This window comes from Stenotrophomonas sp. yr243 (genome assembly GCF_900184195.1).
Taxonomy (GTDB): Bacteria; Pseudomonadota; Gammaproteobacteria; order Xanthomonadales; family Xanthomonadaceae; genus Stenotrophomonas; species Stenotrophomonas lactitubi.
In genome coordinates, this window is sequence record NZ_FXWT01000001.1 from 1280615 (window position 1) to 1295721 (window position 15107).

Genomic DNA, 15107 nt, shown 5'->3' on the forward strand with positions numbered 1-15107 from the left:
GGCACCCACCAGGACCGGTAGCGCCGGGCATGGCCCGGCGGCGGCAATCGATCAATCCTGCTGTCCCAGCGCCCGCAGCAGGCCGCGGGCCTTGGCCCGGGTTTCGTCCAGTTCCTTGTCCGGGTCCGAGTCGACCACGATGCCGGCACCGGTACGGAAGCTGACCTCGTTGCCATCTACTTCGGCGGTGCGGATCAGGATGTTCAGGTCCAGGTCGCCATCGCGGTTCAGCCAGCCGAACGCACCGGTGTACGCGCCACGCGGCACCTGCTCCAGCTCGCTGATGATCTGCATGCAGCGCACCTTCGGACAGCCGGTGATGGTGCCGCCGGGGAACGTGGCGGCGATCACTTCGCCGGGGGTCACGTCCGCGCGCAGGTGGCCGCTGACGTTGCTGACGATGTGGTGCACGTGAGCGTAGCTTTCCACGGTCATGAGCTCGTCCACGACGACCGTGCCGGGCAGGCAGATACGCCCCAGGTCGTTGCGCTCCAGGTCGATCAGCATCACGTGCTCGGCGCGCTCCTTGGGATGGCCGACCAGCTCCTGGATGCGCGCGGCATCGTCGTCGCCCTCGAAGCGCGGGCGGGTGCCGGCGATCGGGCGGGTCTGCGCGTGGCCGCCATGCACCGATACCAGCCGTTCCGGCGACGAGCTGACCACATGCCGGCCGTGCGCACTGAACAGGCCGGCAAACGGCGCCGGATTGGCGCGTCGCAGCTGCGCGTACAGCGCCTGCGGGCTGACCGGCGCTGCGAAATGCGCGCTCCAGCGCCGCGACAGGTTCACCTGGAACACATCGCCGGCACGCAGGTACTCGATCACCCGGCGCACGCCATCGGTGAAGCGCTGCGGCTCGTCTTCGCTGACCGACTGCGGCGGTTGCCAGCCCTGCCCGGCCTGCGGCAGCTCGCCGGCCAGCAAGGCGACCAGCGTGTCCAGCAGCGCCTGCTCGCCCGCCTCGGCAATGAGGAAGCTGGTGTCGGCCTGGTGGTCATGCAGCACGGCGGCCGGGCAGCGCAGCGCGAGCGCGGTCGGGTGACCGTCATCGCGCGCGCGCGCCGGCAGTACCGGTTCGACCTGGCTGGCCACTTCGTAATCCAGCATCAGCGCCCAGCCACCACGGAACGGCAGCGCGTGGCCGCCGTCGTGCGGCAGGCGCTGCGCGTGCCATGCGCGGTCCAGCGACTGCAGGAAACTGCCGGGCTGCAGCGCACCGTGCTGGTCGCGCACCTGGCCATCGGCGTCCAGCTGCAGGGTGTCGCCCTGCGCGGCCAGCAGCAGGCTCCAGCGGCCCTGCGCGGTGCCCGAGGCGGTGGACTCCATCAGCAGCGGGAAACGCGCCGGGTCGTGCTGCTGCAGGGCCAGCAGGTCGATCGGGTGCGGCAGCGGGTGGATCAGCGGGGCGTGGGTCATGGCAACCAGTTCGGGAGACGGATACACGGAAGCCGCCTTGCGGCGGCCTCGTGGTTGGCGGAGTCGAGCCTGGCTCGACGCTGCCGGTGCGATCAGACGCGCTTGAAGATCAGCGTGCCGTTGGTACCGCCGAAGCCAAAGCCATTGGACATCACCACGTCGACCTTGGCCTGGCGTGCTTCGTTGGGCACGTAGTCCAGGTCGCAGCCTTCGCCCGGCTGCTGCAGGTTGATGGTCGGCGGAATCACGTTGTCGCGCATTGCCAGCACCGAGAAGATCGCTTCCACGCCGCCGGCAGCGCCGAGCAGGTGGCCGGTCATCGACTTGGTGGAGCTGACCATCATCTTGTAGGCGTGGTCGCCGAAGGCGGTCTTCATCGCCATGGTCTCGCCGAGGTCGCCCAGCGGGGTCGAGGTGCCATGTGCGTTGAGGTAGCCGACCTGTTCCGGGGTGACACCCGCGTCCTTCAGGGCCATGGTCATGCAGCGCGCAGCGCCTTCGCCGTTCTCGCTCGGCGCGGTCATGTGGTACGCGTCGGAGCTGGCGCCGAAACCGGCCAGCTCGCAGTAGATCTTCGCGCCACGTGCCTTGGCGTGCTCGTACTCTTCCAGGATCAGGATGCCGGCGCCGTCGCCCAGCACGAAGCCGTCACGCTCCTTGTCCCACGGGCGCGAGGCCTGTTCCGGAGCGTCGTTGCGGGTGCTCATCGCCTTCATCGCGCAGAAGCCGCCCAGCGCCGTCGGCGAGGAACCGCGTTCGGCACCGCCGGCCACCATCACGTCCGCATCGCCGTACTGGATCATGCGCATGGCGGTGCCGATGGAATGGTTGGAGGTGGCGCACGCCGAGACCGCCGAGAACGACGGGCCCTTCAGGCCGCTGATGATACTCAGCTGGCCCGGCAGCATGTTGATGATGGTCTTGGGCACGTAGAAGGGAGAGATCTTCTTCCCTTCGTGGAACTCGATGGTCTGCTCTTCGATGCCGAGCAGGCCGCCGATGCCGGCGCCAACGATGGCGCCAATGCGGTCGGCGTTGGCGTCGGTGATCTCCAGGCCCGAATCATGCAGGGCCATGAAGGCGGCACCGAGGCCGTAATGGATGAACGGGTCCATCTTCTTGGCATCCTTGCCGCTGACCCGGTACTTGCCGAACAGTTCGTTGTCGGCGGTGATGTCAAAGCCTTTGACCTCACCTGCGATCTTGGTGGTGAACCGTTCCAGGTAGGCATCAGAAACGTTGGTCAGCGGACCGATGCCCGAACGACCGTGGGTGATGCCTTCCCAGCTGCTGGCCAGATCATTGCCCAACGGCGAGACCATACCCAGGCCGGTTACGACGACGCGACGCTTCATTGCTGATTCTCCTGACCCGAACGTTCTTTGCGGGTAACGCGGTTTACTTCGGTGTGGTACGCAAACACACGGGGCCGCAAACAGCGGCCCCATGGGGTGTCGTGCGCGGCGAGCTCAACGCCCGCGCGCGCACTGACGTCCTGCATCAGGCCTTGACGTGGGCCGTGATGTAGGTGATCGCAGCCTGCACGGTGCTGATCTTCTCGGCTTCTTCGTCCGGGATCTCGCACTCGAATTCTTCTTCCAGCGCCATCACCAGCTCGACGGTGTCCAGCGAGTCAGCGCCCAGGTCATCGACGAACGATGCGCTGTTGGTGACTTCTTCTTCCTTGACGCCAAGCTGTTCGATGACGATTTTCTTGACGCGTTCTTCGATGGTGCTCATGGGATATCGCTCCAGATGGAGTAGTGGTTCAAAAGTGGTCGCCATCAAAGGCGATGGCCGTGGGATAGTGTAGTGGAAACCGGCGCGACCTTGCATTGCAGCAAAAATCCTCGCAGATCAATCACTTGCGGCGCGATCCCTGCGCCCCTTGCTTACGGCATGTACATGCCGCCGTTCACATGGAGAGTTTCGCCGGTGATGTAGCCGGCAGCCGGGCTGGCCAGGAAGGCCACCGCATGGGCGATGTCCTCCGGCGAACCCAGGCGTTCGAGGGCGATGTCGCCGATCAGCGCGGTGCGCGCTTCTTCCGGCAGCGCCTTGGTCATGTCGGTGTCGATGAAGCCCGGCGCGACCACGTTGACGGTGACGCCGCGCGAGCCGATTTCCTTGGCCAGCGACTTGGAGAAACCGATGATGCCGGCCTTGGCGGCGGCATAGTTGGCCTGGCCGGCGTTGCCGGTCACGCCCACCACCGAGGCGATGTTGATGATGCGGCCCTTGCGTGCCTTCATCATGCCGCGCATGACGGCCTTGCTGGTGCGGAACACGCTGGTCAGGTTGGTGTCGATGATCGACGCCCAATCGTCTTCCTTCATGCGCATCAGCAGGTTGTCGCGGGTGATGCCGGCGTTGTTGACCAGGATCGAGATCGGGCCGAATTCCTTGGCGATGCCGTCAAGTACGGCGTCGAGCGCGGCAGCGTCGGTGACGTTCAGCGCACGGCCGTGACCACCGTGGGCGGCCAGGCGCTCGCCGATCGCGGCGGCGCCGGAATCGGTGGTGGCGGTGCCGATGACGGTGGCGCCCTGGGCGGCCAGCAGATCGGCGATGGCGGCACCAATGCCACGGCTGGCACCGGTGACCAGTGCGATTTCACCCTGCAGGGGCTTGCTCATGATGTTTTCCTCAGGCTGGGGCGGCCGCCGCACCCGTGCCGCTTGCAGCGGCCACCGGCACGGTCGGCAGGAACAGGGGCAATCAGGCCGACCACGTCTCGCGGGCGGTTTCGAAGTCGCCCGGGGTGGCCAGGGAACGGCCGTCGATGGCCTTGTCGATGCGCTTGACCAGGCCGGTCAGCACCTTGCCCGGACCGCACTCGGCGATCTGGGTGACGCCACGCGCGGCCAGCGCCTGCACGCAGCCGGTCCACTGCACGGGCTGGTACAGCTGCTGCACCAGCGCGGTGCGGATCGCGTCCACGCCGTCGTGCACCTTGGCATCGACGTTCTGCACCACCGGCAACTGCGGCAGCTGCCAGGACAGGCCGGCCATCACTTCAGCCAGACGGTTGGCGGCTTCGCGCATCAGCGGGGTGTGCGAGGGCACGCTGACGGCCAGCTTGACCGCCTTGCGCACGCCCTTCTCGGCCAGCAGCGCCAGCGCGCGGTCGACCGCGGCAGCGTCGCCGCCGATCACGATCTGGCCCGGCGAGTTGAAGTTGGCCGGAACGACCACCTGGCTGCCGGCGGCTTCCGCGCAGACGTCCAGCACCAGCTGGTCTTCGGCGCCGAGCACGGCGGCCATGGCGCCGACACCGGCCGGAGCGGCTTCCTGCATCAGCTGGCCGCGCAGGCGCACCAGGTGCGCGCCGTCGTGCAGGCTGAGGGCGCCAGCGGCGACCAGGGCGGTGTACTCGCCCAGGCTGTGGCCAGCCAGAACCGACGGACGCGGACCACCCACGGCGTTCCAGGCGCGCCACGCGCCGATGCTGGCGGCCAGCAGGGCCGGCTGGGTGTATTCGGTACGGTTGAGCATTTCCTCCGGGCCACCCTGGGACAACGCCCACAGGTCGACGCCGGCACCATCGGATGCCTCGGTGAAGGCCTCACGCACCTGCGGGTGCAGTTCGGCCAGCTCGGCCAGCATGCCCACAGACTGCGAGCCCTGACCGGGGAAGACAAAAGCGAGGGTGGATAGGGTCACGCGGTCATCCGCTTGTTGCAATCGAAGCGGGCCATGATAAGGGGGAACATGCCGTGTCGTCTGTACGTGCGCGTATGCACGGCGTATGGAACATGGGCGGGGTCGGATCCCTTTTCCTGCGGAAAAGGGCTCTGACCCCAGCCGATGGTCAGCAGAGCAGCTGCAGGATGTCCAGCTCGCCGTCGGCAAACCAGTCCATGCACAGGCCGACCACCATCAGCAGGCCCAGCGTGGTGGCACCGTGGGTGATGAAAATGGAGTGGGCCAGCGCACGCGCCGAGCGCCCCAGCTTCATGCACACCCGCGCCAGCCGCTGCAGGCGGCCGCTGACGGCGTGTACGTGCGCACGCACCGGTGCCTGCACCCCGTTCATCGCCTCGGCCATCATCGCCTGCAGGCATTCGGGGCGGTCGGCGTAGTACTTGGCCACGCCGTAGCCGAACATCAGCCAGTCACGCGCCTGTGCCTCGGCCAGGTCCATGACTTCCAGCGGATCTTCTTCGAAGTCGATGAAACCGACGTTCTGGCCATCCCAGGTGAGGTTGCGCGGCAGCGGCTGGCCGAAATAGGCGCCACGACCGTGCGCTTCGGCAATGGCCTGCATCGCCGCAGCCACGAGGCGATCGCGGCCGGCATCGTCGGCTTCACGCAGGCAGGTATTGAACGAGCTGCCGTTGTCGCCGATCACCAGCGCGGCATGGCCGCTGCCGATCACCGCGGGCACGTTCACTCCCTGCGCCTGCAGTTCAGCAAGCCGGCGGGCCTCGGTTTCGCGCGCGGCGTCGCCACCGCGGTGCGGCGGCGGGCGCAGGGCGTCGAGATGGAACCGGCGGGCAACAAAATTGAGCAGGCCCAGGGCCATTGCTCGGCTTCCTTCGCCGTACTGCTTCAGCCAGGCGCGCTGCCCTTCGATGACGATGGGCTCAACCATGACAGTCTCCTTTAACGCATTACGGCCCCAGAGGGGCCGTAACGACGGTTTCACGTTGTCGTAACTCGCACTATCAATAGCGCAGCAGTGCCGAACCCCACGTGAAGCCGCCACCGAATGCTTCCAGCAGCAGCAGCTGCCCGCGCTCGACCTTGCCGGAACGAACAGCCGCATCCAGCGCCAGCGGCACCGAGGCGGACGAGGTATTGCCATGCTTGTCGACAGTGACCACGACCTGGTCCATCGACATGTCCAGCCGCTTGGCGGTGGCTTCGATGATGCGCAGGTTGGCCTGGTGCGGGATCAGCCAGTCCAGATCGGACTTGGTCAGGCCATTGGCATCCAGGGTTTCGTCCACGACCGAGTCCAGCGCCTTGACGGCGTACTTGAACACGTCGTTGCCCTTCATGTTGATGGTGCCGCCACCGTTGTTGCCTTCACCGAAACCGACCGAGACGCCGACCGGGTTCCACAGCAGCTCTTTCTTGCTGCCATCCGAATGCAGGTGGGTGCTGAGGATGCCGGTTTCTTCATCGGCCTTGAGCACGACGGCGCCCGCGCCATCACCGAACAGCACGCAGGTGGTGCGGTCTTCCCAGTCGACGATGCGGGTCAGGGTTTCCGCGCCGATCACCAGCACATGGCGGGCATCACCGGAACGGATGAATTTGTCAGCCACGCTGAGCGCGAACACGAAGCCCGAACAGGCCGCGTTGACGTCGAAAGCGGGGCAGCCGCTCACACCAAGCTTGGCCTGGATCAGGCACGCGGTGGAGGGAAAGATCAGATCAGGAGTGGTCGTGCCGACCACGATCATGTCGAGCTGCGACGCGTCGATACCGGCCGCTTTGATCGCACGCAGCGCGGCCTGGTAGCCGAGATCGCTGGTGGTTTCGCCTTCGGCAGCGATGTGCCGTTCACGGATACCGGTGCGCGTCTGGATCCACTCGTCCGAGGTCTCGACCATTTTTTCCAGGTCGGCGTTGGTCAGGACTTTTTCCGGCAAATAGCTGCCGGTGCCCGCGATCCTCGAGTAGATCCGCTTGCTCATCATGTTTCCTGTTGCACGAGCCGCCGTTCACCGGCGTGCCCGGGAAAGAAGGCGAAGGCCGCTGCCCAGCGGGCAGCGACCTTCCGGCACATCAGTCTTCCTGGACAGCCGAAGACTTGGTCTGGATGACCTTCTTGCCGCGGTAGAAACCGTCAGCAGTGATGTGGTGACGCAGATGCACTTCGCCGGTGGTCGGGTCGGTCGACAGCTGCTTGGCGCTCAGGGCGTCATGCGAACGACGCTGGCCACGACGGGACGGGGTAACACGGGATTTCTGGACAGCCATGGGATTGCTCCAAACTCGGTTCGTTTTGCTTCGTCGTTTCGTCGCACAGGACGCCAGCGTCCAGCACACTTTTCGCTTTCGCCGCAGCCGCCGACGACAACCGGCTGCTATTGTTTCTTCAATGCCGCCAACGCCGCAAACGGGTTGGCCTTTTCAATTTCTTCTTCGGTCGGTGCCCAGTCCTTGTCGACTGCCTCACCGTACGGCGACAGGGGTACCACCGGCACCGCCAGCACCAGTTCGTCCTCGACCAGGTCCAACGGACGCAGCTGGCCATCTTCCGGCACCAGCAACGGCTCGTATTCCTCCGGCAAGGACGATTCCTCGTCTTCGTCGCGGATCAGGCCAAGCCTCTGGGTCATCTTCACCGGCAGCAGGAAACGCTGCATGCTGCGCTGACAGGTCAGCGGCAACGCGGTATCGATGCTGAGTTCCACATAGGATACCCGCAAGATCTCGTCGCGACCGAATTCGAGCGAGTAATTACACTCGCCTTCGGTATCTGCGACAAGCCCCTGCAGGCGAGTCAATTCAGCCAGGGAGACCTGACCGTCGAAGCGCCTTCGCGCTACGACCATCCGCCAGGCATCCAGCGTTTCGGGTACGTTCGCGGACATAAGCCGCCGAATATTAAGGATCGGCAGGTCGCGTGTCAAATGACTGCCATGAAAGGCTTGCTGTGGCTGGCTGTGCCGGGCCAGACTGCCGCGCCCCGCCCCCGGAATTCCCGCATGCCTGCCCTGGTCCTGGCCTCCACCTCCCGCTACCGCCGCGACCTGCTGGAACGGCTGGGGTTGCCCTTCGACTGCGCACGCCCGGAGGTGGATGAGACCCCGGAAGCCAACGAGGCCCCGCTGGCGCTGGCGGCACGCCTGGCCAGCGCCAAGGCAGCCGACGTGGCCGCCCGCCATCCCGGCAGCTGGGTGATCGGCTCGGACCAGGTGGCGGACCTGAACGGTCAGCCGCTGGGCAAGCCGGGTACGGTCGAGGCGGCGTGCGCGCAGCTGGCAGCAATGTCCGGGCAGACGGTGCGCTTCCACACTGCCATCAGTCTCACCCGTGACGGAGAATCTTTCACGGCAATGGATCTGACCCAGGTGCGCTTCCGCGCGCTGCAGGCGCCGGAGATCGCCCGCTACGTGGCCATCGAACAACCGCTGGACTGCGCTGGCAGCTTCAAGTGCGAAGGCCTGGGCATCAGCCTGTTCGACGCCATCGACAATCGCGACCCTACGGCGCTGATCGGGCTGCCGCTGATCGCACTGTGCGGATTGCTGCGCAGGACTGGATTCTCGGTGCCGTAGCCCCGGCCAGTGACACGAGGCACGACACCTCAGCGTTTCTTCACCACAAATGGCTGTTCCTGCCACTGCTCCACGCTGCCATCGCGACCATGCAGGCGCAGGCCCAGCCAGTGTTTTCCCGGTGACAACGTACCCGTATCGAGCGTTGCATCGAAACCGACAGCCGGATGTTGCGGGTCGGTGCTGTCTGGCCAGGCATGGCGGATATCGAACACCCGCCCGTAGGTGGCGTCGCCGATCGAACGACCATCCACCAGCACTTCAACCCGCGACAGGCCGACACCTTCCTTGAACGCCCAGCCCTTGATCGCCAGCGTGCCGCTCACCACGTCGCCGTTGGAAGGAGTGTCCAGCCAGGCCAGTGCGGGGGCTACGCATGGACCCTGCGCGCGCTGCACCGGCAGGCGGAACAGCAGGAAGCGCTGGAATCCGTGATCGTTGCTGACCACGCGTGGTGGCGGCAGCGGCCCGACCTGTTCGCAGATGGCGTGATAGCGGGTGAGCAGATCGCGGAAACGCTGATCGCTGGGCGACAGCACCAGCAGCATCGGCACGTCGCGCTCGCCTTCATGCACCTGGTTCCATTGCGCCAGCTGCGCGGTGCGGCCGTGCTTGTCGTTGAGCGGATGCGGCAGCACCTCGATGTCACCGCGGCCCAGCTGGAAGCCCAGTTCGGCACCCACCTTGAAGTTGCCGGCCAGCACGCGGCTGCCTTCAGGCATCTGCTGCAGTTCTTCGCGGACCGCAGCAGCCAACGGCTGCCAGCCGGCGAAGTTGCGCGGGTAGTACTTGTCGCCGGCCAACTGCTCGCGCAGCGATGACGAGGACGCCATCAGGTAATAGCCGAAGGCCAGCACCATGCCCAGCCCGGCCAGCCACCAGCCGGTACGCCGCAACCAGCGCGGCCAGCCGTTGAGTATCACCGGCACCGCCACCAGCAGGGCCAGATAGCCCGGCAGCGGCCAATGGAAGCTGATGCGTTCGACGTCGGTGAAGAAGCCCAGTGCGAAGATGCCCAGCGTCGACACGCCGCCGACCAGGCCGAAATAACGCCACTGCACACGCGCGCCGCCGCCAGTGCGGGTACCCGCCAGCGCTACCTTCCACATCGCGATGCACAGAATGGGCGTCACCAGCATCGGCTGGATCACCAGGAACCACAGTCCGCGCCACTCGAACGCCCACGGATGACGCTCGACCACCTGGAACTTCAGACCGGCATCGTGATTGTCGGCATTCCAGGCCAGCAGCGGCAGCCATGCCAGTACGCCGATGGCCAGGGCCACCCAGACGCGCGGATCGGTCAGCATGCGCCGGCCCTGCGGCAGCGCCAGCAGGGCAACGAAGCCGACGCCGATCACACCGATGAAACGATAGTGGCTGAGCGCACCGATCAACAGGCCCAGCGCCAGCTTCACCGCCGAGGAGGCGTCGACGTTGCGCAGCAGGCGTGCGCCGGCGTCCAGGCACAACACTGCCGCCAGTGCCATCGGTACATCGGGTACGGCCAGCAGGCCCAGCGTGGCCGACAACGGCATCAGCAGCGTCAAGCTGCCGGCTTGCCAACCTGCAACGTTGCCGAACCAGCGCGCCGCAATGCGCGATACCAGCAGCGGCAACAGTGCACCGATGGCCAGGAACGGCAGGCGCAGCGCAAGCACGTGCTGGCCGCCAAGCTCCACACCCAACCGGGTCAACCAGGCCGTCAGCCCCGGCAGATCCGAATAGGCCGCAGCCAGATGCTGGCCTTCCTGCCAGTAGAACGCCTCGTCGACGAACAACGGCAGGCGTGCGGCCACGACCAGCTTGGCCGCTGTGACGAGCGTCCATAACCAGAGAAAAATCGTACGTGCGCGTTGTTCGCCCTGCATTGCTCTATGGATAGAATCGACCGGTTACCGAACTTGAGACGACCATGACAGCTTCGTCCCCCATGCCCAGCATGCTAACCGATCAACTGCGTCAGTCCCTGCGCAATGCGCAGGACCAGGTCAATGCGCTGGTGCTGGGCAAGGTGCAGGAGGTTCGACTGGCCTTTGTGGCCCTGCTCTCTGGCGGCCATCTGTTGATCGAAGACCTGCCCGGTCTCGGCAAGACCACATTGGCCCATGCCCTGGCCAGCAGCCTGGGGCTGAGCTTCCAACGCGTGCAGTTCACCTCCGACCTGCTGCCGGCCGACGTACTCGGCGTATCGGTGTATGACGCCGGCAGCCGCCAGTTCCAGTTCCATCCCGGGCCGGTCTTCACCCACGTGTTGCTGGCCGACGAAATCAACCGGGCGCCGCCGCGCACGCAGAGCGCCCTGCTGGAAGCGATGGCCGAGCAGCAGGTCACCCTCGACGGTCAGACGCACGCCCTGCCCGATCCGTTCTTCGTGATCGCCACGCAGAACCCGGTGGATTTGTCGGGTACGTTCCCGCTGCCCGATTCGCAACTGGATCGTTTCCTGCTGCGGCTGGCGATGGGCTACCCCAGCGCGCAGGCGGAACGTGAGCTGCTGCGCGGCAGCGATCGTCGCGACCTGATCGCCCGCGCGGTGCCGCAGCTGGACGACAACCAGGTACGTGCACTGCGCGAGGCGGTCGGCCAGGTGCATGTCAGCGACGCGCTGGTGGACTACGTGCAGGCACTGCTGACCCGCAGCCGCCAGCACGCCGGCGTGCGCGTGGGATTGTCGCCGCGCGCCGGCCTGGCCCTGCTGCGCGCAGCCAAGGCACATGCGCTGCTGCTCGGACGTGGCCACGTGGTACCCGAAGACGTGCAGACCCTGTTCGTAGCGGTGGCTGGCCATCGCCTGGTGGGTGAAGCCGAGTCGAGCTCGGGGCCGGCGCTGGCTCGCGCGATCCTGCAGACCGTCGCGGTCGATTGAAGATGGCATCGCATGCCCGGCGACTGTTGCAGCTGGCGCGCCCGCGCACGCCGGAGTCGTTGCCGCAACGGCTGGACCGACGGCGCATCTATGTGCTGCCCACCCGCTTCGGCCTCTTTGTGGCCTGCCTGCTGGTCGCGATGCTGCTGGGCGCGCTGAACTACAACAACAACCCTGCGCTGTTGCTGGCGCTGCTGCTGGCCGCAGCCGCGATCGCCAGCACCATCGCGGCACACCTGCAGCTGTCCGGCGTGCAGATCGATGCGATTTCCGCCGAACCGCTGCCGGCCGGGCAACCGCTGCGCCTGCGCGTGGACCTGTCGCTGCGCGACCCACGAGCGCGCCACGGCCTGCACCTGCAACTGGGCGACAGCGAGGCGTGGCTCGATCTGCCCGCACACGGACGCGGTGAAGCCGAGCTGGGAGTGCCCAGCGAACGCCGTGGCTGGCTGGAACTGCCGCGTATCCGCCTGTCCACCACACAACCGCTTGGCCTGGTCAGGGCGTGGTCATGGGTGTGGCCGGAAGAACCGCTGCTGGTCTACCCGCTGGCCGAAGCGAAGGCGCCGCCGCTGCCACAGCAGGGCAGTGATCCCCTGCACACCCGCGCCCATGCCAATGGCGAAGAACTGCATCAGCTGCGCCCGTATCGCGCTGGAGATCCACCGCGCAGCATTGCCTGGAAACACTCCGCGCGCCGCGACACGCTGCTGGTACGCGAATACGAGAAGCCGATAGGCATCGAAGTGGTGCTGGACTGGCGCGCGCTGGCCCCCTTGGGCCAGGAGGCCCGCATCGCGCGGCTGGCACGCTGGGTAGACAGCGCCGAGCGCGAAGGCCGCCGCTACACGCTGCTGCTGCCGATGCACCCACCGATTGGCCCTGGCCAGGGTGCCAGACACCACCATCTGTGCCTGCGCGCGCTGGCGTTGCTTCCCCATGACTGAGCCTGCCCTGCTGCTGGACCGCAACTCCCGCACGTGGACGCTGGCCAGCGCCGCACTGGCCCTGTTGCCGCTGCTGCTGCAGCTGCCCACCACGCTGGCCGCGTTGATCGCCGTGGCAGCGGTCGTCACTGCGGCACTGTCGCAGCGCGGCGTGCTGCCGATGCCGGTGCGCGTACTGCTGGTGCTGGGCATGCTGGCCGCCATCGTCTGGCAGATGGGTGCGGTGCGCCCCGGCCGGGATACCGGCTGCGCGCTGTTGGCGGCGATGCTGGCGATCAAGTCCAGCGAGCTGCGCACCCTGCGCGATGCACGCAGCCTGCTCGGCTTTGCCCTGTTTTCACCGTTTGCTGCCTTCCTGCTTGACCAGGGGCCGCTGACCACCGTGCTCGCCGTGCTCGCCGGCATCAGCGCCCTGATTGCGCTGCAGCGACTGGCGCAGGGTGAAGGCCGTAGCACGTCACCGCCGCTGTCCGCGCAGCTTCGCGGCGTCGGTCGCCTGCTGCTGATCGGCCTGCCGCTGGCGCTGGCCTGCTTCTGGCTGTTCCCACGATTGGCCACGCCGCTGTGGGGCATACCCGAACGCGCCGTCGGTACGCCCGGGCTGTCGGACACGATGGAGCCGGACAAGTGGCTGGATCTGATGGCCGACGATACCCCGGCCCTGCGGGCGCAGTTCTTCGGCGCGGTTCCGGAGCCGGTGCAGCGCTACTGGCGCGGGCCGGTACTGACCCAGTTCGATGGGCATGTCTGGCGACGCGACCGCCGTACCGAGCGTTTGCCGCCCGCAGTGGTCGAGCATGGTACGGAAGGCTGGAACTACCAGATCGATTACGAACCCACCGACCGTCGCCAGCTGGTTGCGCTGGATCTGCCCACCGCCGCACCGGAAGGCAGCCGGCTTGATGCCGACCTGAGCCTGAGCAGCGACCGCACCTTATCCGCGTTGAGCCGCTGGCGCCTGCACTCGGCCCCACCGCAGCGCTTCGATGCCACGCTGTCGACGTACCAGCGCCGCGCTGCACTGCAGCTGCCGGAAGGCTTCAACCCGCGCACGGCAACCCTGGCCCGACAGTGGCGGCAGGAAGCGGGAAGGGATGATGCAGCGGTGGTCCGTCGCGCCTTGGCGTGGATCACCGCGGATTTTTCGTACACGCTGGCGACACCGGCCCCCGGGCGTGATCCTGTCGATGCATTCCTGTTCGACTACAAAGCCGGCTACTGCCAGCATTTCAGCTCTGCCTTCGTGGTGCTGATGCGCAATGCCGGCATTCCGGCGCGGGTGGTCACCGGGTTCGCCGGCGGCACGCGCAACCGGATCGGCGACTATTGGGTGCTGCGGCGGATGGACGCCCACGCCTGGGCCGAGGTGTGGTTGCCGCAACGCGGCTGGGTGCGCATCGACCCGACAGCGGCCGTGGCACCCGAGCGCATCCTGGACACGCTGGACGACCGCCTGCAGGCCGGGGCCGATACCGGGCTGCAGCAGCGCTGGCTGCAGCTGGGCCAGGTCGGCGACTGGATGCGCAGGGGCTGGAACGAACTGGTGCTGTCCTTCGACGCGCGCCGCCAGCAGCAGCTGCTGCAACCGCTCGGGCTGGACGATCTGCAGCCGGGACAGTTGCTGGCCGGCTTCGTGATGGCGGTGTCGCTGGCGCTGGCCTGGATGGCGTGGCTGCTGGCCCGTGGCGAACGCGAGCGCGCCCCGCTGCTGCGCGCCTGGCACCGGCTGGGGCTGCGCTATGCGCGGTTGGGGCTGGGCCGCGAACCGCACGAACCCGCCCTGTACTGGGCACAGCGGGTCCACGCACAGCGCCCCGACCCGGCCCTCATCACACTCAGCCAGCGTTTCGCTGATGCACGCTACGCTGGCACTTGTACCGAGCTCGCCCCATTATTGCGGGACCTGCGCAGGCATCGCCCGACTTCCGGAGCCTCCCAATGAATACCAAGTTCCTCCTCACCGCCGTGGCCGCCCTGGCCCTGTCGGCCTGCGCCACGGCCCCCAAGCCGCTGCAGGGACAATTCAGCCTGGTTTCCCCGCGCGACTCGGTTGCCACCCAGCAGGTCGGCACGCCGGTGCGCTGGGGTGGCCGGATCATCGAAACCAAGCCCGGCCAAGGCGAGACCTGCTTCCAGATCATCTCGCGCCCGCTCAACGGCAGTGGCCGCCCGAACACCACCTCCTCCGATGCCAGTGACGGCCGCTTCATCGCCTGCCGCGCCGGCTTCTACGACCCGGCCGTGTTCGAAGCCGGCCGCGACGTGACCTTCATCGGCAAGATCGATGGCTACGCCAACACCCGTATTGGTGATTACGACTACCGACTGCCGAAGCTGGCGGCCGACGTGATCTACCTGTGGCCGGAGCAGCGCCAGGTCGATGTGGTGCCCTACCCCTACGGACCGTGGGGCCCGGGCCCGTATGGCCCGTACTGGGGCGGTTACCGCGGCTGGGGCTGGTGGTAGTCCAGGCCCGGTACGCATGATGCAGAAGGCCGCCCATGGGGCGGCCTTTTTTCATCCGTGCATGCTGCGGGTCTGCTCGGGGCGATGCTGCACTGCGACGCTTTTTTATCCACGCATGGCGTGGATCTACTGCTGCTGGTGTGCGCTGTAGATCCACGCCATGCGTGGATGACT

The 15107-nt window shown here is 66.8% G+C and carries 15 protein-coding genes; 5 read left to right on the forward strand and 10 right to left on the reverse strand.

Annotated features, from left to right (window positions below; genetic code table 11):
• Nucleotides 1-51: 51 nt before the first annotated feature.
• From QOL57_RS06125 to QOL57_RS06165, 9 genes are all read right to left on the reverse strand, one after another.
• The gene (locus QOL57_RS06125) at nucleotides 52-1416 is read right to left on the reverse strand and encodes an aminodeoxychorismate synthase component I (RefSeq protein WP_089239164.1); all 1365 of its coding nucleotides are present in this window, start codon (nucleotides 1414-1416) and stop codon (nucleotides 52-54) included.
• Nucleotides 1417-1508: 92 nt separating this feature from the next.
• A complete protein-coding gene (gene fabF / locus QOL57_RS06130; RefSeq protein WP_089239162.1) occupies nucleotides 1509-2771 on the reverse strand; it encodes a beta-ketoacyl-ACP synthase II in 1263 nt (420 codons plus the stop codon).
• A gap of 145 nt (nucleotides 2772-2916) precedes the next feature.
• Nucleotides 2917-3156 (reverse strand): acyl carrier protein, encoded by a 240-nt coding sequence (acpP, locus tag QOL57_RS06135; RefSeq protein ID WP_025874077.1) that lies wholly within the window; start codon nucleotides 3154-3156, stop codon nucleotides 2917-2919.
• A gap of 152 nt (nucleotides 3157-3308) precedes the next feature.
• Nucleotides 3309-4052 carry a 3-oxoacyl-ACP reductase FabG gene (gene fabG / locus QOL57_RS06140; protein WP_025874078.1) on the reverse strand — a complete coding sequence of 248 codons (744 nt, stop codon included), beginning with the start codon at nucleotides 4050-4052 and terminating at the stop codon, nucleotides 3309-3311.
• Between the two features lie 82 nt (nucleotides 4053-4134).
• Nucleotides 4135-5079, reverse strand: a complete 945-nt coding sequence (fabD, locus tag QOL57_RS06145; protein ID WP_089239160.1) for an ACP S-malonyltransferase — start codon at nucleotides 5077-5079, stop codon at nucleotides 4135-4137.
• Nucleotides 5080-5227: 148 nt separating this feature from the next.
• Nucleotides 5228-6010, reverse strand: coding sequence for a serine/threonine protein phosphatase (locus QOL57_RS06150; protein WP_089239158.1), 783 nt, complete (start codon nucleotides 6008-6010; stop codon nucleotides 5228-5230).
• 73 nt (nucleotides 6011-6083) lie between these two features.
• Nucleotides 6084-7061 (reverse strand): beta-ketoacyl-ACP synthase III, encoded by a 978-nt coding sequence (locus QOL57_RS06155; protein WP_089239156.1) that lies wholly within the window; start codon nucleotides 7059-7061, stop codon nucleotides 6084-6086.
• Between the two features lie 91 nt (nucleotides 7062-7152).
• Nucleotides 7153-7347: a 50S ribosomal protein L32 gene (rpmF, locus tag QOL57_RS06160; protein WP_025879386.1), complete on the reverse strand. Its 195-nt coding sequence runs from the start codon at nucleotides 7345-7347 to the stop codon at nucleotides 7153-7155.
• Between the two features lie 107 nt (nucleotides 7348-7454).
• A complete protein-coding gene (locus QOL57_RS06165; protein WP_088101178.1) occupies nucleotides 7455-7964 on the reverse strand; it encodes a YceD family protein in 510 nt (169 codons plus the stop codon).
• A 114-nt stretch (nucleotides 7965-8078) separates the two neighbouring features.
• Between QOL57_RS06165 and QOL57_RS06170 the strand changes: the two genes are divergently transcribed.
• A complete protein-coding gene (locus QOL57_RS06170) occupies nucleotides 8079-8651 on the forward strand; it encodes a Maf family nucleotide pyrophosphatase (protein ID WP_089241190.1) in 573 nt (190 codons plus the stop codon).
• A 29-nt stretch (nucleotides 8652-8680) separates the two neighbouring features.
• Here QOL57_RS06170 and QOL57_RS06175 read toward each other — a convergent pair whose 3' ends face one another.
• Nucleotides 8681-10522: a glycosyltransferase family 39 protein gene (locus QOL57_RS06175; RefSeq protein ID WP_089239154.1), complete on the reverse strand. Its 1842-nt coding sequence runs from the start codon at nucleotides 10520-10522 to the stop codon at nucleotides 8681-8683.
• A gap of 44 nt (nucleotides 10523-10566) precedes the next feature.
• Here QOL57_RS06175 and QOL57_RS06180 point away from each other — a divergent pair, with 44 nt between their 5' ends.
• Genes QOL57_RS06180 through QOL57_RS06195 form a run of 4 tightly spaced genes read left to right on the forward strand, consistent with a single transcriptional unit; the run spans nucleotide 10567 to nucleotide 14933 of the window.
• The gene (locus QOL57_RS06180; protein ID WP_089239152.1) at nucleotides 10567-11520 is read left to right on the forward strand and encodes a MoxR family ATPase; all 954 of its coding nucleotides are present in this window, start codon (nucleotides 10567-10569) and stop codon (nucleotides 11518-11520) included.
• A 2-nt stretch (nucleotides 11521-11522) separates the two neighbouring features.
• Nucleotides 11523-12467, forward strand: a complete 945-nt coding sequence (locus QOL57_RS06185; RefSeq protein ID WP_089239150.1) for a DUF58 domain-containing protein — start codon at nucleotides 11523-11525, stop codon at nucleotides 12465-12467.
• Entirely contained in the window at nucleotides 12460-14409 is a 1950-nt protein-coding gene (locus QOL57_RS06190) for a DUF3488 and transglutaminase-like domain-containing protein (RefSeq protein WP_089239148.1), read from the forward strand. Before QOL57_RS06185 ends, QOL57_RS06190 begins: the two co-directional genes overlap by 8 nt.
• On the forward strand, nucleotides 14406-14933 hold the full coding sequence (locus tag QOL57_RS06195) for a Slp family lipoprotein (protein WP_089239146.1): 528 nt from the start codon (nucleotides 14406-14408) through the stop codon (nucleotides 14931-14933). The genes QOL57_RS06190 and QOL57_RS06195 overlap by 4 nt, the downstream gene beginning before the upstream one ends.
• The last annotated feature ends 174 nt before the right edge of the window (nucleotides 14934-15107 follow it).

Excerpts from the sequence above, each read along its gene's own strand:
- QOL57_RS06175 (WP_089239154.1), bottom strand. The coding sequence starts at position 10,522 with ATGCAGGGCGAACAACGCGCACGTACGATTTTTCTCTGGTTATGGACG.
- QOL57_RS06155 (WP_089239156.1), bottom strand. The coding sequence starts at position 7,061 with ATGAGCAAGCGGATCTACTCGAGGATCGCGGGCACCGGCAGCTATTTG.
- QOL57_RS06170 (WP_089241190.1), top strand. The coding sequence starts at position 8,079 with ATGCCTGCCCTGGTCCTGGCCTCCACCTCCCGCTACCGCCGCGACCTG.
- QOL57_RS06150 (WP_089239158.1), bottom strand. The coding sequence starts at position 6,010 with ATGGTTGAGCCCATCGTCATCGAAGGGCAGCGCGCCTGGCTGAAGCAG.
- QOL57_RS06190 (WP_089239148.1), top strand. The coding sequence starts at position 12,460 with ATGACTGAGCCTGCCCTGCTGCTGGACCGCAACTCCCGCACGTGGACG.
- acpP (WP_025874077.1), bottom strand. The coding sequence starts at position 3,156 with ATGAGCACCATCGAAGAACGCGTCAAGAAAATCGTCATCGAACAGCTT.
- rpmF (WP_025879386.1), bottom strand. The coding sequence starts at position 7,347 with ATGGCTGTCCAGAAATCCCGTGTTACCCCGTCCCGTCGTGGCCAGCGT.
- QOL57_RS06165 (WP_088101178.1), bottom strand. The coding sequence starts at position 7,964 with ATGTCCGCGAACGTACCCGAAACGCTGGATGCCTGGCGGATGGTCGTA.
- fabG (WP_025874078.1), bottom strand. The coding sequence starts at position 4,052 with ATGAGCAAGCCCCTGCAGGGTGAAATCGCACTGGTCACCGGTGCCAGC.
- QOL57_RS06185 (WP_089239150.1), top strand. The coding sequence starts at position 11,523 with ATGGCATCGCATGCCCGGCGACTGTTGCAGCTGGCGCGCCCGCGCACG.
- fabF (WP_089239162.1), bottom strand. The coding sequence starts at position 2,771 with ATGAAGCGTCGCGTCGTCGTAACCGGCCTGGGTATGGTCTCGCCGTTG.
- QOL57_RS06125 (WP_089239164.1), bottom strand. The coding sequence starts at position 1,416 with ATGACCCACGCCCCGCTGATCCACCCGCTGCCGCACCCGATCGACCTG.
- QOL57_RS06180 (WP_089239152.1), top strand. The coding sequence starts at position 10,567 with ATGACAGCTTCGTCCCCCATGCCCAGCATGCTAACCGATCAACTGCGT.
- QOL57_RS06195 (WP_089239146.1), top strand. The coding sequence starts at position 14,406 with ATGAATACCAAGTTCCTCCTCACCGCCGTGGCCGCCCTGGCCCTGTCG.